At 49.1% G+C, this 19,640-nt stretch carries 12 protein-coding genes and 1 riboswitch; of the genes, 4 read left to right on the top strand and 8 right to left on the bottom strand.

Annotated elements, in window-relative coordinates; translation table 11 throughout:
• Nucleotide 1 precedes the first annotated feature (1 nt).
• Complete coding sequence (locus AC6B99_RS07785) at nucleotides 2-1,630, bottom strand: ABC transporter substrate-binding protein (protein WP_496663127.1); 1,629 nt, start codon at nucleotides 1,628-1,630, stop codon at nucleotides 2-4.
• Nucleotides 1,631-1,797: 167 nt separating this feature from the next.
• Nucleotides 1,798-1,995: riboswitch (cobalamin riboswitch) on the bottom strand.
• Nucleotides 1,996-2,124: 129 nt separating this feature from the next.
• Here AC6B99_RS07785 and AC6B99_RS07780 point away from each other — a divergent pair.
• The 3 genes from AC6B99_RS07780 (at nucleotide 2,125) to AC6B99_RS07770 (ending at nucleotide 5,024) form a co-directional block, all read left to right on the top strand.
• Nucleotides 2,125-3,243 (top strand): NADH-dependent flavin oxidoreductase, encoded by a 1,119-nt coding sequence (locus tag AC6B99_RS07780; RefSeq protein ID WP_056041742.1) that lies wholly within the window; start codon nucleotides 2,125-2,127, stop codon nucleotides 3,241-3,243.
• A 279-nt stretch (nucleotides 3,244-3,522) separates the two neighbouring features.
• The gene (locus AC6B99_RS07775; RefSeq protein ID WP_056041743.1) at nucleotides 3,523-3,834 is read left to right on the top strand and encodes an ArsR/SmtB family transcription factor; all 312 of its coding nucleotides are present in this window, start codon (nucleotides 3,523-3,525) and stop codon (nucleotides 3,832-3,834) included.
• Between the two features lie 86 nt (nucleotides 3,835-3,920).
• Nucleotides 3,921-5,024: an NADH:flavin oxidoreductase gene (locus AC6B99_RS07770; protein WP_056041745.1), complete on the top strand. Its 1,104-nt coding sequence runs from the start codon at nucleotides 3,921-3,923 to the stop codon at nucleotides 5,022-5,024.
• A gap of 340 nt (nucleotides 5,025-5,364) precedes the next feature.
• On the opposite strand, the gene AC6B99_RS07765 is transcribed toward AC6B99_RS07770, so the two are convergent.
• The 6 genes from AC6B99_RS07765 to AC6B99_RS07740 are packed head-to-tail and all read right to left on the bottom strand — an operon-like array spanning nucleotide 5,365 to nucleotide 17,296.
• Nucleotides 5,365-6,105 carry a nucleotidyltransferase family protein gene (locus AC6B99_RS07765; RefSeq protein ID WP_496663126.1) on the bottom strand — a complete coding sequence of 247 codons (741 nt, stop codon included), beginning with the start codon at nucleotides 6,103-6,105 and terminating at the stop codon, nucleotides 5,365-5,367.
• Between the two features lie 27 nt (nucleotides 6,106-6,132).
• The gene (locus AC6B99_RS07760) at nucleotides 6,133-7,317 is read right to left on the bottom strand and encodes a GHMP family kinase ATP-binding protein (RefSeq protein WP_056041750.1); all 1,185 of its coding nucleotides are present in this window, start codon (nucleotides 7,315-7,317) and stop codon (nucleotides 6,133-6,135) included.
• A 52-nt stretch (nucleotides 7,318-7,369) separates the two neighbouring features.
• Nucleotides 7,370-8,236: a hypothetical protein gene (locus AC6B99_RS07755; protein WP_056041752.1), complete on the bottom strand. Its 867-nt coding sequence runs from the start codon at nucleotides 8,234-8,236 to the stop codon at nucleotides 7,370-7,372.
• Nucleotides 8,226-13,799 (bottom strand): non-ribosomal peptide synthetase/MFS transporter, encoded by a 5,574-nt coding sequence (locus tag AC6B99_RS07750; protein WP_496663125.1) that lies wholly within the window; start codon nucleotides 13,797-13,799, stop codon nucleotides 8,226-8,228. The genes AC6B99_RS07755 and AC6B99_RS07750 overlap by 11 nt, the downstream gene beginning before the upstream one ends.
• A complete protein-coding gene (locus AC6B99_RS07745) occupies nucleotides 13,792-15,123 on the bottom strand; it encodes a glycosyltransferase (RefSeq protein ID WP_494880645.1) in 1,332 nt (443 codons plus the stop codon). Before AC6B99_RS07745 ends, AC6B99_RS07750 begins: the two co-directional genes overlap by 8 nt.
• 7 nt (nucleotides 15,124-15,130) lie before the next feature.
• Nucleotides 15,131-17,296, bottom strand: a complete 2,166-nt coding sequence (locus AC6B99_RS07740; RefSeq protein ID WP_494862313.1) for an HAD-IIIC family phosphatase — start codon at nucleotides 17,294-17,296, stop codon at nucleotides 15,131-15,133.
• 296 nt (nucleotides 17,297-17,592) lie between these two features.
• Between AC6B99_RS07740 and AC6B99_RS07735 the strand changes: the two genes are divergently transcribed.
• A complete protein-coding gene (locus AC6B99_RS07735) occupies nucleotides 17,593-17,982 on the top strand; it encodes a VOC family protein (protein ID WP_496663124.1) in 390 nt (129 codons plus the stop codon).
• A gap of 2 nt (nucleotides 17,983-17,984) precedes the next feature.
• Here AC6B99_RS07735 and AC6B99_RS07730 read toward each other — a convergent pair whose 3' ends face one another.
• Nucleotides 17,985-19,616 carry a hypothetical protein gene (locus tag AC6B99_RS07730; protein WP_496663123.1) on the bottom strand — a complete coding sequence of 544 codons (1,632 nt, stop codon included), beginning with the start codon at nucleotides 19,614-19,616 and terminating at the stop codon, nucleotides 17,985-17,987.
• Nucleotides 19,617-19,640: the final 24 nt, after the last annotated feature.

Raw genomic sequence — 19,640 nt, 5'->3', positions numbered from 1 at the left:
CTTATTGCACCCGCTCCAGCTGCGGCAGCGTTGTACCATACACAAGTGCACCGTATCCGGTAATTTCTTTGCTGTACGCAATTAAGCTCGCATCATTAAACAGCGGAATCGTCGGCAATTCCTCGGCTGCAATATCCTGCAGCTCGTTATAAATCGCAGCGCGGTCATCCATATCCAGCGTCGTCTTCACCTGCTTCAACAGCTCATCCACATGGGCATTGCTGTAACCAAGCGTATAACTGATATTGCTTGAGCCTTCGCTCGCCATATAATTGTTCAAAATCGAATAAGGATCGCCATTCGGCAGCCCCTGAATGGCCAGTGCCAGATCGAAGTTTCCTTGTGCCTGTGCTTCCTTGTATGCCGCACCATCCAATATTTGAATCGTCACGTCCAGCTGCAGCTCTTGAAGCACAGCCTGAAGCAGCTCGGCTTGCGCTTTATACGGATAACGATCGAGTCCATAGGTAGGCACAATTAGCGTAACCGCCTGCCTGCTGTCCCCAAGCACCTCATGCGCCAGGGCGATTGCCTTTTCTGAATCATGGACGACAGGAATGTCCTTATAAAACGGCGATGTCGCATTCAAAATGTTCGCCGTAGCGGTCGGATAGCCCAAATACAGCTCCTTCACCAGCTGCTCGCGGTCAATCATCAGGCTCAGCGCCTGACGCATTTTCACATCATTGAATGGCGCTTTGGCACCGTTCGGATGCAGGTAATGGGAAATCGTCGATTTTGCCGTCGATACAGCAAAGCGTTCATCCTTCAGCAGTTCCTCGGCAAGGGCAGGAGGAATAGCGCCCAAATCCATGACGCCCAAAATCTCGCCAGATTTCAAGGCAGCAAGCCTTGTATCAGGGTCCGGTATGACGCGGACGCGGATTTTTTGGGCTTTTGCTTTTTCGCCATAATAACCGTCGTAAGCCTCTAGCAGTGAAAATTGATCCTTCTCATGCTGCAAAAGCTTGAAAGGGCCTGTCCCTTGCGGCAGGCCGTTAAAGTCGCCATCTTCGTCAAAATTATTCGGGCTGTACATCGGGCTTGAGAAGTTGATCATCGAATACAGCAGCGTCGGCTGCGGATTGTCGAAAACAAGCTTAATCGTGCTATCATCAACCTTCACGACTTCCTGAAGGCTTGGGTATGAATTGTTGATGTCGAGCGTATAGAATGGCGAGCTTTTCGGGCTCACTTGCTTGTAACGGGCAAAATTTGCAAGTACCGCGTCCGCGTTGAATGGCGCGCCATCATGGAAGGTGACGCCTTTGCGCAGCATGAAGGTCCATTCCTTGGCATCAGCAGACATTTCCCACGCTTCCGCCAGCTTTGGAGCAGGCTTTCCATCCTCGGAAGCGGAAATCAACGGCTCCCATACATACAGAATGGTGCTCGTGTAATAAGCATCCTGCGGTCCCGGTGCTAAATCCCGCGGCGCAGCCAGCACGATTTCTTCAGAAGCAGCTGCTGTAGAGGCGGACGGAGCAGCAGACTGCTGCGACAGCTCATTATTGCTGCCTGATTCATTGGAACCGTTAGCGCCACTGCACCCCATTAGCGCCAGCAGCAAGCATAGGCTAAATAAAACACCTATTGTTTTTTTGTTTTTTGCCATTTGTGTACGTTTCATCTTCTCTATTTCCTCTCCCTCTAGCAAAATCATCTTCCTGCAAAAATCCGCAAAAAAAGACAGCTCTACCTCCAGTCATAGGAAAGATAGAGCTGCCTGTTATTGTTATTTTCCATCATAGCAAATAAGCATGCGCGCTAACACTTCCCTATCCTCCGTAGGTTACAGCAGTGTTGTCAGAACAGGCAGGTCTCCTGGCTACCGGAAATTGTACTGGAAGCTGCCTTCCCAATCCCGCTAAGCGAGATCAGTGGCCTTGTAGCTTCAGCTAATCCGTAACAGTGGCGGGACCGCGTCGGTTTTGCACCGAACTTCCCTTTTAAGCTCCAGCCGCAGCTGTTGCACCTTATTCCCACAATTTTTCAGTTGTTTGCAAATCTGGTTGATTATATACCAGCCCTTTCATTTAAGCAACCTTTCCACTCCACTTTCCTTTCGTAATTATCTGATATAAAATAAAGCACATAGCATTTCGTAACTGGAGGGAACTACTGATGAAACCACAATTTCAGCCTTTATTTGAACCATTCACTTTCGCGAGCGGCATGTCCGTACATAATCGAATTGTCATGGCGCCCATGACAACCTGCTCGTCCAATCCGGACGGCACCGTGCCTGATGAAGAGCTTGCCTACTACAGCCGCCGCAGTGCTGGGCCCGGCATCGTCGTTACAGCGTGCGTCTACGTGAGCCGCAACGGCAAAGGCTTCCCCGGCGAATTTGGCGCGGATACGGACGCAATGATTCCAAGCCTCAAGCGTCTGGCCGATGCTATTAAAAGCCAAGGTGCGAAAGCGATTTTGCAAATTTTCCATGGCGGAAGATCATGCTTCCCTGGCCTAGTGCCAAATGATGATTTGGTGAGTGCCAGCAGCATTGCCCAGCAGGAGGGCGGAATTGTGCCACGCGAGCTAAACGAGGAGGAAATCAAGTCGATTATCGCCGACTTTGGCGAAGCGACACGCCGCGCGATTGAGGCTGGTTTTGACGGCGTTGAAATTCACGGTGCCAACGGCTACCTGCTGCAGCAATTTTACTCCCCGGCTTCCAATGTGCGTACCGACGACTGGGGCGGCTCTGTTCATAAACGTATGGCGTTCCCGCTCTACGTCGTTGAAGCTGTTAAGAAGGCAGCCGCTATGGCGCCGCAGCCGTTTCTTGTAGGCTATCGCTTCTCGCCGGAGGAGCCGGAAGAAGAAGGATTAACGATGGAGCATTCGTACCATCTGGTTAACGCTCTAATCGAGATGAAACTGGATTATTTGCATGTGTCGCTTCAAGATTTCTGGTCGAAGCCGCGCAGAGGCGAGCAGGATTCGCAAAGCCGCATGGCATGGTTCGTCGAAAAATACAGCGAGCACATTCCGTTCATCGGTGTCGGCAGCATCACAACCGCAGAAGAAGCGCTTGAGGCGAAAAACTCCGGCGTGCCGTTTATCGCCCTTGGCCGCGAGCTCATTATGGACCCGGATTGGACGGAGAAAATCAAGCAAGGCAACGAGCAGGATATTGTGACTACGCTATCCAAGCAAGATCAGGAGCGCCTCGTCATCCCGAATGGCTTATGGGGAGCGATTACGCATGCGCCAGGCTGGTTCCCAATAACGGAATAAGCGCAAAATCCAACCATTCGCTCACAAATAGGCACAAGGTGAAACGGCTGTCGCCGTCCTTCGGCGGCGCGGCACGTTTCAGTCCGAGAAATATAGAGAAGGGATTGCGTTAGGACATCCTTTCCTATATTTCAAGGTGAAACGGCTGTCGCCGTCCTTTGGCGGCGCGGCGCGTTTCAGTCCGAGAAATATAGTGAACGGATCGCGTTACGATACCCGTTCCTATATTTTATAAAATAACAATTTGACATTTCTATAAAAATAGATATACTAAGCCTCATGGATACTTTGTCAATACTTAAAGCTGTGTCTAACGAGAAACGGTACCATATTTTAAAATGGCTGAAAACGCCTGAGGAGCATTTTGGGCCTCAATGCCATCTAACCGATGCGTGTCAGTTTGCTGGAGGCGTATGTGTCGGTTCTTTTGCAGAAAAAACAGGACTTGCGCAATCCGTTATATCCAGCTATTTAGTGAAAATGCATAAAGCAGGCTTACTGGAGTCGAAACGGATCGGGCAGCACACCTATTACAGGCGTAATGAAGCTAACATTCAGTTTTTCAAAGAAATGATTCAGGATGAGCTATAACCTTGCTTACTCCTGCTCATTTCATGCTTTTATATCTATTTTTATAGAATTATAGATTTTTCATTCAATTAGGAGGTATTTTATTCATGAGCTCAATTCAATCGTTGTTCAAGCCTTTCTCAGCAGGTCCACTTACACTGCCTAACCGTATTGTAATGGCACCAATGACCCGCGGTTTTTCTCCAAATGGCGTTCCGGGCGAAGATGTAGTTGCCTACTATAGACGCCGCGCCGAAAACGGCGTTGGCTTAATTGTGACAGAGGGTACGCTGATTAACCATCCGGCTGCCACTGATAATCCAAACATTCCTAACTTTCATGGAGAAGCTGCTTTAAATGGCTGGGCAAAAGTCGTTGAAGCCGTTCACCAAGCTGGCGGCAAAATCGTTCCGCAAATTTGGCATGTTGGCACAACGCGCAAGGTCGGCTCCCATCCGAACCCGGAAGCACTGCCGATTGGTCCTTCAGGTGTTACCGCCGAGGGCGAGGTTGTTAATGAGCCTTTGACTGAAGCCGAAATAAAAGGCCTTGTTGCAGCTTACGCGCAAGCAGCTGCTGATGCAAAACGGATTGGCTTTGACGGCATTGAGCTGCATGGCGCACATGGCTATTTGATCGACCAATTTTTCTGGGAGAAAACGAATAAACGGACGGATCGTTATGGTGGCGATATGCTGTCCAGAACACGTTTTGCGGTTGAGATCATTGAAGCTTGCCGCCAAGCTGTAGGGCCTGATTTCCCGATTATTATCCGTCTGTCACAGTGGAAATCGTCCGAGTATACAGCGAAGCTTGCGAGCACTCCTGAGGAATTGGGACAATTTCTTGCTCCGCTTGTTGAAGCTGGCGTAGATATTTTCCACTGCTCAACCCGCCGCTTCTGGGAGCCGGAATTTGCAGGCTCGGACCTAAACTTTGCAGGCTGGACGAAAAAGCTTACCGGCAAACCAACGATTACTGTTGGCTCCGTAGGTTTGGACGGCGACTTCATGAGCCTCTTCACCGAAGGCAAAGGCGCAGAAAACGCCAATGTGGATGATTTGGCCTCACGCCTGGATGCAGGCGAATTTGATCTCGTAGCTGTCGGCCGTGCCCTGCTCGTCGATCCTGCCTGGTCAGATAAAGTCCGCGACGGACGGCAAGATGAATTAATTCCGTTTACGCCGGCTGCTTTGCAGACGCTGCATTAAGAACCTATTGCTCATAACCTAATAAAATCCCCAGCTCCTCCTTTTTCACGGATTGGAGGAGCTGGGGATTTTAATGTTTCTACCTCCACAAAGATAGACTTGGCGGACTCAGGAGCCGCTATTCCAACGGAATCACGGGTTAAGGCGCAGGACGCGGACTCAGGAGCCGCTAATGTGCCACCAATAGCTGTTTTGACGGGATAATGAGGGTTATAACGGATTTCCTGTCCGCTCATAGCCTGGAATCGGCTCAACAGCCAGAATAGCGGAACCTCAGTCCTCCAAATAAGGAGTAGCAGGGCGACTTAGGCTTGCATACACACCCTAGCTATTTTATCTACTAATTCTGCCTCGCGAATAACGCTCTAGCCTCTTGATAGCTCTCCAATGTCCCGATATCAAAGCGCTGCCCTTCAAACTTGTAGGCATGAACCTCTTTATGCCGAATCAGCCAAGGCACAAAATTGCCCGGTGCATCAGCGTTGTTGCCCTCTACCAAATACTGCTTGATTAAAGGCAGTGTTGACTGCCCGTAAATATAAAACGGCGGACATGCCAAATTGGATTTGGGCTGTTCAGGCTTTTCCTCAAAAGCAATGACTGTTCCATTGCCATCGATTTGTATGACACCTGTGCGCCTCAGAAAATCGATGTCATCTATCTCATGCGCTGCAATCGTATCTGTACCTGCCATTTGATAGAAATGAACCATTTCCGTTAGTTCAAAGTCGAACAAATTGTCGCCGGCCATGACTAGAACATCATCGTCCAGCTTTTCCTGTTCCAGAACAAACTGCAAGTCGGCAATAGCCCCTAAGCGGTCCTCATTGCTTGTCGTCAGATCGTCGATGACTTTAATCGGCTTAGAATAGTCTGATTGGCTCGCCCAATTAACAAAATGCCCATAAAAACGATGGTTAGTCACAATAAAAATCTCGTCAATTAAGCTAACCCTTTCAATCTTCTCCATAATATGATCCATGATTGCTTTCCCTCCAACCTCCAGAAGAGGCTTTGGAAAGTCCTTGGTCAAAGGATAAAGGCGAGTTGCGTAACCCGCTGCTAAAATAATGGCCTTCATTCGTATTTCCCTCGCTTCTAACCCCAGTTATATAATTCGCGCGCCATCATCGGTTTTGCTGAAGCTAACCTGATACAAATCCTTATACGCTGGATGCTGCTTTGGATATTGTGCATCAATGGCGGCTTTGATCTGCTCCTTATAAGCGGGATCTACGAGCCCAATACAGCAGCCTCTATAGCCCGCTCCGCTGAATCTGGCTCCATATACGCCTTCTGTATGCTTGAGGATACGGAAAATGCTGATCAGCTCGGGACAGCCGCAATCATAATTATGAATGGAGCTTTCTCCCGATTCAAGCATCAGGCTGCCGAATTTTTGCAGGTCCCCCTGTTTCCACGCCTCGGCGCCTTGCCTCACACGTTCATTCTCGGTGAAAAAATGCTCTGCCCTCTTTTGAAATCTGCCTTGCAAGCCTGACTTATGCTCCCGGTAAACCTCATGCTCAATATCTCGGAGCTGGGTCCCTTTCAGGTTTTTCATCGGCAAGCCGGCCATCTCGTGCAGAAGCCATGCGGCCACTTTGCATTCATCTACACGGTTGTTATAGTCGGTCCCGATTAAGGCCTTGCTCACACCGGAATAAACAATAACAACTTCAAATTCCGGCATCGCTTGCGGCCTTTCGATTAACTCATAGCTTTTGGTTTTGGTATCCATCACGGTCAAATAGCCTTCACGGCTTAAAATATTGATCGACTGGTCCAGTATGCCATTGTTCAGCCCAATAAAATGATTCTCCACCCAGTGGCTGTAGTTAATGAGCTCAAGCGAAGGAATTTTGATCCCGTTCACGTCGCAAAGGGCCAGCAAATAGGCGGTAGTTACCGCTGCTGAAGAGCTCAAGCCGCCAATCGGATGCTTGCCTCTAACTAATGCGCAAATGCCGTACTTTAAAATATTTTGCTTTCTTAAAGCCAGGACGGCCCCCCTTAAATAATTGCCCCAAAATCCCGGCACCATCGCCGGAACCTGATCCAGATGAAAATATTCCTCGTCGGGGAAATCCAAGCTTTGCACTCTTATATATTCCTCTTCATTCTGAACATAAACCATATCCACCGAAATATCCAGCGTCATCCCGGCTACCAGCCCGGCTTGATGATCGACATGAGCCCCGAAGGGACAAAAGCGAAGCGGCGATTTAATCGTTTTTACCTGATTTTTAAGATGAGGATATTTGAGCTTTAACCGTTGTTCCAAATGGTCCATTTCCTACACTCCCTCTTTTTGTGAAGGCAACGTATATCGTAAATATAGGCAATCAGCCCTTCTTCAACCGTTTTAGCAGCAGCGCTCTTTTCTCTGGCGAAATATTGTCCAAAGCAGAGGCGCGCTCCTTCCCGGCACCTTGCTCGGGCGCCGCCTCCGCAGCCGTCTCCCGAAACATCGCTTCGAACGCTTCCCCAACAGCAGCTATAGGAATTTTCGTCAAATACTTTTCCTTATACGCTTTCAAATGGGGCTGGCTAACTCTCTGCTCGACCGTCCGCAGCCCTCTTGTCGACTTCATATGGGCAATGGTTACATCCGCCGTCAATTCAGTACCGGTGTAGGATACCAAATCTTCCTTGATTGCATAGACCTGATAGCCGCCCTTATTGATCAAGCGCGACAATGCTGGGCTTTCCTTATGGTTTTCCGTCCCGTAATACATTTCCTCCCGCCATTCTCGTATGAACGCAGGAGCCTTGGCGATGGAATTGATCACAAAGAAGGAGGCGATATATTCACAAAAGGCTTCCTGCTCTTCGCGGCGGCAGGCGACGAAATCAACGTCTTCCGGTATTAAGTAGGTGAAATCGGCAAGGAACAGGCAATCAGAATCGATCATGACGGTTGGCAGCGAATCCTTTTCAATGACCTGCAGCAGAAAAGCGGTTTTGGAGTATACATTTTTGCGCCAGTCCTCATCGTGAAGCAGCACATGCTTCGTGTTCAGCTCGGTTGATACAATTTCCATCTGCGGAAAAACAGACAAATATTTTTTATCGTCCTCGGATAGTCCCGTATCGTAAACGTACAGCTTATGAATCCGGCTTAAATCGACATTGTCATAAAAGGAATTAACAAACAGCTTTCCAAAGTCAAAATAATCACTGTTCAATACGGTCATTACATTAAATATCATAGCTCTTCCCCCTGCTAAAAACTTTCTTACTCGCCAGCTGTTTATTTATCCGCTCCAGTTCCCGATCTTCCTCCTGCTGTATGCGATCCTTATCCCTTATAAACAGCGGCCCCGGAATGGCATCGGGTAAAATATCGTCCATATACCGGAGCGGATTATACCTTAGTCCGAGGAAGCTCCATGCCGCCATAAACAAGCCGATTAAAATAAACAGCAGGCCGATTCCCCGTGTCGGTCCCGTGCCTACGAGCCAGCCCAGGCTTTTCACAAGCTCCGGATGATCGACAAACAGCGGCTTGAAAATGTTGTCCGACAGCAGGCCGCCAATATAGTAGCCCAGCGGAATGGTAGGCAAAGCGAATAGCTGATTGATCGAAAAAACCCTCGCCAGCAGCTCGGCCCGCACCTTGGATTGGATCAGCGTCTGCCAGTGGGCATTTGTCATCGACAGCGAAACACCGTAAGCGAATACGCCTGCCATAACCAGCCCAACGATCGGCGTTAGCCCCATCACGATATAGGAAAGGCCGATTAGCAAGCTAAAACCAATCATGCCCTCCGCCCTTCTGCGGGTACCGCCCCATAAACCCATTGCGATTCCGCCTGCCAGTCCCCCTATGCCGATGGCCGAGGTCACCATTCCGAGTACAACAGTTGATCCAAAGGTTAAAACGAGCGGAGTTATGAGGACGTTGGCCATGCCCAGCATCAAATTGGAAACCATAAAAAACAAAATCAACGCCACGAAGCTTTTGCGCTTCCTTATAAAATTCCAGCCTCCGGCCATTTGGGCCCAAAAGGGCTCTTCAATTTTGCGGAATAAGGAATTCGGAAATCGAATAAAGAGCAATGTCGATATAGCAAACAGAAAGGATAGGAAGTCGATGAAAAGAATGCCCGGCAGCTCAAACGTCAATACGAGAACGCCCCCGAGCAGCGGCGCCAGCACTTCACTTGAAGAGGTAGCCAGCTGCACAATTCCATTGGCTTGGCCGAGATAGCGCTTTGGCGCAATTTGGGCAACTGCCGCCAAGTAGGCCGGACGCTGAAAGGCATTGGCGATCGATATAGCCGCCACCGCGACATAAATATGCCAGGTCTGCAGCGAGTTGCTGTAAAAGAACAAGGCAATCATAATCGTGACCAGCGCGGAGCAAACATTGCTCCAAATGAGAATCAGCCTGCGATCCTGCTTGTCCGCTAAAGTGCCGGCGAAAGGAAGCATTAATATACCCGGCAGGCGATGGAACACCAGCGTTGCGGCAAAATCCATAATCGCGCCTGAATGGCTGTAAACCCATAAGCCCATTGCAAATCCCGTCAAGCTGGAGCCCATCATCGAAATAAACTGACCAAATACAAAAATGAAAAGCGTTCGCAAATTCGGCAGCACTTCCGGCGATGATGCCGTTTCCCGGGTATTTGGGTTCTGGTTGTCCTCGTACCCCTCGTTCTCCTGTTTCTCCTTCTGCTGCTGCCACGCTTTCAGGCCGGCTCCAATGCTATCCGCTACGGCATGGGACTGGTGCTTAAAGAAATAATGTCCCGCATTCGGAATCAGGTCGATATCCACATGGCTGCTGAAAAACTCCCAGTCCTTATACTGCTCCTCGTAAAACTCGGTCGTCCTGTCCCGCTCGCCGACAATGCAAAGCAGTGGCGCCTTTAATTTCGCAGGCTCAGCAGCGGCGTACCGATCCGAGTAATACCGCTCGCTTTCACGACGGTCATGCCTGAGGCTGCGGATAATAAAATCCCGCTCTTCCCCTGAGAGCGTCTCGCTGAAGCCGCCCAAAGAACGGAGCATATCCATATAGGCACGGTTTGAAATACGGCGGTCCCGTGGCAATAGCTTGTTCCACAGCTTGAACAGCTTGCCCGGCAGCTGCGATACAGGAAAATTCCCTCCCATCACGACACCAGCAAGGCTCATATTCTCTTGCTCCAGCAGTCTAGCTATTTCAATTGCTAGAGCGCCTCCAAGACAATGCCCGTAGACGACGATGGATGGGGCGGATACTTTGTCCTTTATTTCCTGCACACAGCGCCTTGCAACTTCTTCCAAGGGCTCAAGAGCTTCATCTTTTTTGCTGAAGTCATGCCCAGGAACTTGAACCGCATACAGGGCGTAATGATCCGCCAGCGCATCCGCTAGCGGCTGATAGGAAATCGCGCTCCCCCCGGCAAAAGGAACACATACGATGGCCACCTCCTCGGAGGCGTCCTTTTCTCTCGAAAGACGGTGGAGAACATCCCCGCTGTCCGTACTGCCTTGAGAAACGATAGCAGACAGTTCCCCAATCGTCGGATATTTGAACAGGTCGATAATGCTCAGCGCATGATCGATTCCCCGAACGACCTGGACCGCCTTGAAGGAATCCCCTCCCAAACTAAAGAAATCATCGTTAATTCCTATTTTCTCGATGTTCAAAACCTCGGACCATACAGCAGCCATCCTCACTTCCAATTCGTCCCGCGGCGCTTCATAGTCGCTTTCCGAAGCTGCTTCTACGGCATTCGGAGCAGGCAGAGCGCTGCGTTCCACCTTGCCATTAGCGTTCAAGGGCATTTTATCCAGTTCCATAAATACGGCAGGAATCATGTAGCCTGGAAGCTTTTCCTTCAGAGCGTTCCGCAGTGCGGATAGGTTAACCGGCTGTGAGCCGTCCTGCACATAATAGGCAACGATCTTTTTTTCGCCGCTGGCCTCTTCACGGACGTTCACAAAAGCATCCTTGATGCCGGGGTATTCGAGCAGCGAGGATTGAATTTCTCCCAGCTCAATTCGGAATCCCCTGATTTTCACCTGCTCGTCAGCCCTGCTCAAAAACTCAATATGGCCGTTTTCCAAATAACGGACAATATCTCCGGTCCGGTAAAGGCGTCCGCCCTTCTGCGCGTCAAATCGATTCGGAATAAACTTTTCTGCGGTTAACTCTGGCCTGCCTAAATATGCTCTGGCAACACCAGGTCCGCCAATGAATAACTCCCCGGGAACTCCTATAGGCGCGAGCTGCAAATGTTCATCCAGCACATAGATGGATACATTCGGCAGCGGACGGCCCAGCGGCAATACCGATGTATGCTGCACAGGCCTTTTGTCGGTTACGGTATAGGTCAGCATAGACACCGTCGTTTCAGTCGGCCCGTAATGGATCTGGATCTGCGTCTCAGGCTTCGCTGCCTTGATGTCATCAATCATGTCCCAATAGGAGGGCTCGCCAGCAAGGATAAGCCGTTTATTAGGAATGATATCGTGGAGGTTCGCCCGTTCCCGCAGCGCCTTGAAATGGCTTGGCACCATTTTGATGACATCGATTCCGTGTTCCCTGAAATATTTGGCATATTGCTGCGAGTCGACGGACTGGTCATAGGTCAAAATATGAAGCTGCCCGCCCGTATTTAAAGCAGCCCAAACGTTAATGGTGGCGAGGTCAGCCGCAAAGGTGGAAGCAATCGCGTATTTAAGCCCCGGCTCGACATCCAGCCGCTGCATCACGCCAAAATAGTAATTCAGAAAATTTCCATGCTCGACCGCAACCCCTTTTGGCTTGCCTGTAGAGCCCGATGTATAGATGATGTAAATAAGATTGGCAGGCTGCAGCGGCACTGCCATATTGTCACCGCTTTGCTCTGCGATTGCAGGCCAATCGGCATCCAGATAAACCCATTCGGCAGTTGCTGCATCGCCTAAAGAAACTGTTAAATGCTTCTCTGCAACGACAATATCAATTGAGGCATCGTCCAGTATGTACTTGATGCGGTCAACGGGAAACAGCGGGTCGAGTGGAACGTAAGCTCCGCCTGCTTTCAAAATGCCCAGAATGCCTACTACGGTTTCCAGTGAACGCTCCGCAAACAAGGCTACACGTTTTTCAGGGCCAACTCCTTTCGCGGATAAATAGCGGGCAAGCTTGTTGGCTCTTTGATTGAGCTCCTCGTAGGTGTAGGATCTGCCCTGGCAAGCAACCGCTATCGCATCTGGGCTTATCAGCACCTGCTCCTCAAAGAGCTTGTGAACATACGGAACATCAGGATGATTTTTGTATTCGGAAAAGCTCCATTCTGAGAGCAGCGTTTGTTTTTCTAGTGGGGTAAGCGTCTCAAGTTCATGAGCCTTCAAGCTTAAGCTGTCAGCCATGGAGGAAACGATCTCCATGTAATGGCCGGCCATGCGCTGTATCGTTTCAGGAAGGAATAGATCGGTGTTGTAGGTCAAGAAGCAGGTCATTTCGCCTTCAATGTATTTGACGGCAAGATTCAAATCAAACTTGGTCGTATTGTTGCTGCGCAAAAAAGGACGGACTTCCAGCTCACTCAGCTGAAGAACGGTTTTCTCCATGCTTTGATAATTAAACATCGCCTGAAAAACCGGGGAATAGCTTAAATCACGCTCAATCTGCAATTCCTCCACCAGCTTTTCAAACGGAAGCTCCTGGTTTGCGACTGCGCCCATAACCGTTTTTTTGACGGTCTGCAGCAGCTCCCTCATTCGGGGATTGCCAGACAATTGAATTCTAATCGCAAGGGTATTGATGAACAAGCCCATTAGGTCTTCCACTTCTTTATGGGTACGCCCCGCAATCGGCGAGCCGATAACGATATCATCAGCCTGCGTATAGCGATTAAGCAGGATAGCAAAAGCCGTTAATGAAAAAACAAAGGGGGTTATCGCTTCCGCACTTGCAAGCGTATGGATTTTGTCCGCTATTCCCTCTGGAATAATAAATTTATGAACTTTCCCATTATAGGTTTGAACATCTGGACGGGGAAAATCCGTCGTCAATTGCAGACACGGAGGCGCTCCTGCGAGTGTCTCCTTCCAGTATTGGACCTGTCTTTCTGTTACTTTTCCCTCTAATAGATTCCTTTGCCATACGGCATAATCCATATACTGTACGGGAAGCTCTGGAAGCTCCGGCTGCTGCCCAGCAGCATAGGCATTGTACAGCACTTCAATTTCCTTGTTCATGACACGGAGGGACCACATATCCGACACGATGTGGTGAACGACGATAATCAGGTAATGCTCCTTTTTTGAGACAGACAGCAAAGTCACCCGTATAGGCAAATCGTTGGCCAAGTCAAAAGGGTTATGGACCTCATCGTGGACAAAGTCCTCGATTTCCCCCTCCAGCTTCGTTCTGGTGAAGGCCTTCACGGATTTCTCAGCAATCGTCATAACCGGCTTCGGGTGACGGCAGCAATAAACCTCATCCTCATGATTTTGGTAAACCATTTGCAAAATCTCATGCCTGTTCATAATCGCATCGAAGGTTTGCTGGAGCGCATTCACGTCCACCCTGCCCATCAGCTTGGAAACGAGATGGGTATTATAGGCGGCCTTGTTCGTATGCCACTGGTCAAGAAACCAGAAGCGCTTTTGCGCATAGGAGGCGATAAAACGGTCTTCGCCGTTCCTCTCCAGCCGGGTTATCTTCAAGCTTGGCGCCGGCTGCTCTATACTTTGTTTTTTCATCCTCAGAGCCAGCAATGCCTTCTGTTTGTCCGAAAGGCCGCTCCATTTATCGGCAAGCGCTTCGTTCTCCAATCCTTTACTCATGGTCATTACCCCGGCTTTGATTTTTTTTATTTAACCTTAAGGCGAGCAGCGCCTTCTGCGCAGGAGTAAGCTTGTCGGTCATTTTGGCAACGGCATTCTCTTCAAAGGCAGGGACAAGCTCTGGCTGCTGCGTATTTTCCGCTCCGACTTGCAAATTCAGCAAATACGCTTCAACCTGCCTGCTGCCTCCCCTATTTTCGATGTAATCCAGCGCAGCCTCTCTGGAGCGTCGTGATATATCCTCATAGTGCTCCCTCTCACGCAATAAACGCTCCAATGCCTCTTGCCAAGGCTTTATATGCTGCTTCGGAATGTCCGATACGGGCAGGCTGCGCTCATCAACGGCTTGCTTGTAGCCCTTAATCGGATTTACCGGAAGCACATACTCCACTCCCAGCTTGGCTTCTGGATTTCCTCCGACGTCACTTGCCAACACCGGGATGCCTCGCAGCATAGCTTCTACGATCGTTCTTGATTTGGCCTCAGCCCACAACGACGGTACGAGCATAACGCGAGTTTGGCAGAAAAGCTTATTCATATCGTCTACTGGATCAAAAATCCGAACATTTTTGAGCTCCATTAGCGCTTTCATATCATCGGAGGTTGTACCCCATGTCGGTATGGCTGCAAATGCGTGGTTAGGAAACGCGCGCGCCAGCTCTAGAAAAATGGAAATCCCCTTGTAGGCACATGGATTAACCATGGCAATATAGCCTTTATCGAAATTTCCAAAGTCGGGAAAAGGACCATCGCCAAACAAAGAAATGGGCAGCACCTCTGCTTTGAGCTTTGCCCACTGCCACATATAGTCCTTCAAATAATCGCCAACGACAACAATGGCAGCCGCTTTCCGCAGCAGCTCTGTTTTATCAGGCGCCTCCAAAAAACAATCCGGCCCAAAGGGCAAATAGAGGGTTGTCCTGGCAAGGTACACGACTCTGGAAGCCGCATGGTTCACGGCAGCCTCCAGCAGTAAATGCCCGACGTCCTCCGTCGAAATTAAAATTCTGTCGGGCGCAAATTCATTCATTTGCCTGATCAAATAATTCTTCAACCTTGCGCTGTCCATCGCTGCTCGTACTTTCACAGCATGAATAGCCACACCTTTAAGGTTGAAAACGGAAACTTCGGGGCTTGAGGATATAACCTCAAGCTCACCAACACCCCGCTGGTCTTGTTCTGAGGCGCTATTGACCAATGCTGTAGAAACGACGCGGCAATCGTGCCCTAAGCGGCTTAACGCTTCCATAAGCGTTCGGTTGGACTTATTGGCTCCACCCAGTGCAGGATAATAGGATGCATTTTGAGCTAGTAAAAGCTTCATATTTGCCTCACTCGCTCTCTTCCCGAAGCAGCAGCTCGATTTCTTCTTCCGTCAGGTTTTCCAAGGCCGCTAATTGTTCAGCAATTGCGTCCTCATCAAAGCTGCTGAGCAAGCTCGTTTCCACCGCCTCGGCAAGTCCGGCAATCGTAAGCGAACCTTCGAACAGCACCGTCATCGGCAAATCCACTTCAAATTCCTCCCGAATTCGGGACAAAATCTGAATCGCTTTGATCGATTCGCCGCCAACCTCAAACAAATTATCCATTACTCCGATTTGCTCAATGACTAAAACATCTTCCCAAATGGTTAATATTCTTTGCTCAAATTCATTTCTTGGAGCTACGTATTCTGCCCGTTCGCCAGTCTTGCCCTGCGAGGCCGCCTCTACTTTGGCGTGGATGCTTCTAGAAGTATTCAAGTGCCGCCCAATATCATCCAGCACATCTAAAATAGCCGTATCCGCCCCGCTCGCCGTTTGTTCCGCAGCTGCATGTACCTCCTCGCGGTAGTGGTCGGCTTTTTCCAGGTAGGAGGCAAAGTTTATGGTTCTGGCAAAGGCCGCCGTGAACGCATATACTTTGTGATCAGTCGAAGCCGTGACGTCCTGTTCTCCGATTAAGCTTAAAAACTGACCAGCTGGCTGGTTTTTGGAGGTTGGAACAAAAACGACCTCTACTTCACCCAGACCATTGTCCGCCGCCCATTCGCCAAGTCTAGCAAGCATCGTATATTCTATACCTTTGCCTAGAGCTCTGCAGCTAAGAAGGAAGCTGTCCACCCTAAGCTTTGAACCCTGCTCGCGGCAAACGGCCAAGCCGACCATTCCATAGTCTCCAAATCTATCACTTGCCGTTACCGTGAAGCAGCTTACATTGTCTTCGCTGCATCGTTTTCTGAGCTCGGCTTCCGAATGCCTGACCGTAGTAAAATTAAATTGATTCACCCTTTGAGTCAATTGAGCGGCTCTTGCCAGCTCCTCATCAACCAAAGGAGCAATACTTACGTTCAGCTCCAACCCGCTTATAAAAGCTTCGTAGGACAGCATTTCCTGCTGGAACTTATTCCGCTCCGTATTTTGTTTAACCTGTTCCGTACGGCTTTGGTCTGCCGCAGTCGTGTTTATACGGTCAAATGCCCAAATGTTGCTTAAGTAAAGCGGAATGTCCTCGTCCTTTTCAGGCAAGCATAATGTCAGAACTTGGGGACAACGTGCTTTAACCTCCATACATTCGACAGGGTTATCGTCGATAAAGATGAAGCTGTCGAGACCCAAATTCAGCTCTTTAGCCAATGCTTCCAAATTATCCGATTTGCGCTCCCAGTTGATTCTCGAAGCCGCGATGTGTTCGGGCTTGATCAGCATATCAGGCCGGTTCAACGCCTCTATGACATCGCTTTCATTATTTTTGCTGCAAAGACATAGAAGCATCCCTAAGCGCTGCTGCTCCAGCATAAATGCCTGCAGCTGCTTCCGATACGGGTCCACCGCTATTCCTTCAACGCCGTCTTCACCGCAAATGCCCTTCCACAGCGTCTGGTCGCAATCCAGCACGATCACTTTATATGGCAGGCTCACAGCCGAATAGATTTTTCTGGCAATGACCGTACCTAACGCATCAAAGAAAATTTGTTTGTATGGAATATGTCCCATTTTATCCGAATGAAAATCATAATAATCCGCTACGGGATAGAGATCCAAAATGTCAGAAGAAGCCACTGGTAAAATGCCGTTCAGTCCTTGAAGCCCTTGATATAGTCGGTCCTCTATTTCCTTATAATCGCAAGCCGTCTCGGAGCTCCATTCCATCAATGGCGAAGGAGGGCAAATACACACAATATGAATGGCTGATGTGCTCTCTACTGATGTTTTCAATGCATTCAACAGATCAACGATGTTACGGTCAAGCTTGGATTGTATTAAAGCATCCTTCCTGATCTCCGTTTCCAAGCCGTCCTCCACCCTGAACCAATCATCAAAACGAATGAGAATGACGTTGATCCCGTTGTTTTGGCGCATAGCGCTATAAGGATCGAGCAGTTGCTTGAAAACCTGATTCTCATATTGAATTGCAGCGTTTATTCCGAGCTTGTCCAACCAAAAAACGAGTGACCTTCTGACTGGTTCTGCGGTAAACGTTGCCGAAAATACGAGATTTAAATCACGACTGATCATATTCACGAAACTTCTCCCCTTGCTTAGATTTAGGATAGCATTTTTACAGCCTTCTCTAGCTTTAAGCCGCTACATCTGGGAGTTTATAAATTTTTACAACAAAGTCAATTTTATCGTAGTCTATCGTCGAATCATTGTCAACGAATTCCCTTTTTTTGTCGAGGATGTCAATTATCTTGTTTATTTGACAGCAGAGGATTATATTATATTTGTGAAGTGGGCGATGACCTTAAAGCCGTTGTATGTGATTAAATGTGTGGAATAGAGCAGCTAAACTTTAATAGGAGTTGAGTTATATGAAAGTACATCATATAGGGTATGTCGTAGAGGATTTAGATAAAGCTTTACAGGAGTTTATCGCGCTAGGGTACGAGGTGGACGGCGAAAAATGCCATGACGATCAACGGAATATTTTAATTCAATTTATTAAAAATGGCAGCTATTTGGTAGAGCTGGTCTGTCCGCTGAATGACAATTCTCCGGTTAAAAATATTTTGAAAAAGGTTGGCAGCACACCCTACCATTTCTGTTATGAAACGGCGAACCTCTTGGAGAAGACCGAGCAACTGAAGAAGCTGGGCTATCTCGTCATAGCCGAGGCTTTGGCAGCTCCGGCTATCGGCAATAAGAGAGTCGTATTCCTGTTCAAAAATAATATAGGCATTATAGAATTGGTCGAGGAATAGGCTCAGATCGTTTCCTTGTACAGCTGAGGGGACTTCCACGTTTTTACGGAGCCATCGTCAGCTTCCATATTGGCATGAAAAAATCCTTTACCGTCTATGAATGCTGGGACACCGTGCTGCTTTCCCTCAATTGCAGCCTGCAGCGCTAGAAGGGCGAGCGGTTCGGCTGTATCAAAATTCGCATACTTGCTGTGTCTGGCAGGGACAAAATAGCCGAAATGAAATTGTTTCTCTATGATATTGTCTCCTATTTTTCTAGCCATCTCCAAGTATTGCGAATGTCCGAATGTTGAATAAACATCAAGCATCGCATAAAGAGCTCTTGGATCGTCGCACTCTGTCGAAAAATCCAGAGCGGCATCCACTTCAGGTTCACTGCCCATATCTCCAAGTCCATTCCCTTTGGCGATGCTTCTTGCCGCTTCCCATAGGCTTTCGTCGCCCGTTTGGATAAATGTCCTCACGCAGGAAAGCAAAAATTTGCTAGTAGCGGGAAACTGGCCGATGATGGCGCCTTTATCTCCATAATAGCCGTCCCGTTTAAGGGCATATCCCGATAAATCCGTACCGTCGGTGAGCATCGGCTTAAACGCATTCTTTTCAGGAACGTAGCCGTATTTCAAAAAAGCGCCGAGCCCTTGCCTTGACCATTGTGCCAGCTCCTTCACTACTTCCCCCAGCCCACTTGCAAGCTGAAGCTGCATCATTGTATTTTCATAATAGACGGTAGAGGCTTGCGCTTCCAAAAGCATTTTGCCTTCCAGCGCTGCGTCTCCAAACTCGGGACCGAATTGCCGCCCAGCCCTGTCCCCGAAACGGGAATGTGTATTGCTGTCGTCATTCGTATGATACACTTTTCTCGCTTGGTTGAACTGATACGCACCTAAGCCTGTATCCGCATTTCTAGCCTTGTTATACTGGCGGGCAAGCCTTTTCAGCCATAACAGAGCGCCTTTCTCGCCCGCCAGCTTGTACAGCATTCCTGCCGCATATATCAGATCATTTCCCGCGTTCAGAAAGGACAGCCCGCTAACCTCTGAGAACGGCTCCGCATCCCGGAATTCGTGTGCCCACAGCCTGCTGCTTTTCAAGCCGAAGCTGCCGTGTCTGCTAATCTCAAGGGTGCTCCAGTTGAAAACATGTGCATTCCATAACGCTCTAATGTATTTGACGGTAGCTGCAGGGTCAACCTCGTACATAAGTTCATAATACGGAAAATGGTTTTTCAGCTCATGCACCATGCCGTTTTTTTCCTCTGCCCCGGCAACCTGCAGCGTTTTCAGATCAATCAGCCGATGCCCGCCCCATTGCAGCAGGCCGCACTGGCTTTGAAGATGGTCAAAGTGAAATTTGATCGCAGCTTTCGCGGCATTTTCATACTGCTCATCGCCTGTAAGCCTCGAAAGCCCCACAAAGGTACGAAACAGGTTTTGCTGGCTCGCCAAATTGGACATGACCACCTCGCGCCCTCCGGGAAATCGCCATGTGACGGGCTCCTTTGTCCTAACATCGATTCCGTCAGCGAACAACGGGCTAGCCTCCCATCCGCTGCGGCCCCTTCCCTCCTTAAGCACATTGTCTGCAAATGTTATGACCGTGTTCAATCGCTGCTGATCCCTCGTACTCTTTTCCACCAATACACACCATCCTCTTGGATT

It is taken from the genome of Paenibacillus liaoningensis (assembly GCF_059609455.1).
This window is presented reverse-complemented; position numbering and strand designations above follow the sequence as displayed.

What these genes read in the sequence shown, in the direction of transcription:
- AC6B99_RS07750 (WP_496663125.1), bottom strand. Translation starts at nt 13,799, where the DNA reads ATGAGTAAAGGATTGGAGAACGAAGCGCTTGCCGATAAATGGAGCGGC.
- AC6B99_RS07765 (WP_496663126.1), bottom strand. Translation starts at nt 6,105, where the DNA reads ATGAAGGCCATTATTTTAGCAGCGGGTTACGCAACTCGCCTTTATCCT.
- AC6B99_RS07785 (WP_496663127.1), bottom strand. Translation starts at nt 1,630, where the DNA reads ATGAAACGTACACAAATGGCAAAAAACAAAAAAACAATAGGTGTTTTA.
- AC6B99_RS07780 (WP_056041742.1), top strand. Translation starts at nt 2,125, where the DNA reads ATGAAACCACAATTTCAGCCTTTATTTGAACCATTCACTTTCGCGAGC.
- AC6B99_RS07735 (WP_496663124.1), top strand. Translation starts at nt 17,593, where the DNA reads ATGAAAGTACATCATATAGGGTATGTCGTAGAGGATTTAGATAAAGCT.
- AC6B99_RS07755 (WP_056041752.1), bottom strand. Translation starts at nt 8,236, where the DNA reads ATGATATTTAATGTAATGACCGTATTGAACAGTGATTATTTTGACTTT.
- AC6B99_RS07770 (WP_056041745.1), top strand. Translation starts at nt 3,921, where the DNA reads ATGAGCTCAATTCAATCGTTGTTCAAGCCTTTCTCAGCAGGTCCACTT.
- AC6B99_RS07760 (WP_056041750.1), bottom strand. Translation starts at nt 7,317, where the DNA reads ATGGACCATTTGGAACAACGGTTAAAGCTCAAATATCCTCATCTTAAA.
- AC6B99_RS07775 (WP_056041743.1), top strand. Translation starts at nt 3,523, where the DNA reads ATGGATACTTTGTCAATACTTAAAGCTGTGTCTAACGAGAAACGGTAC.
- AC6B99_RS07745 (WP_494880645.1), bottom strand. Translation starts at nt 15,123, where the DNA reads ATGAAGCTTTTACTAGCTCAAAATGCATCCTATTATCCTGCACTGGGT.
- AC6B99_RS07740 (WP_494862313.1), bottom strand. Translation starts at nt 17,296, where the DNA reads ATGATCAGTCGTGATTTAAATCTCGTATTTTCGGCAACGTTTACCGCA.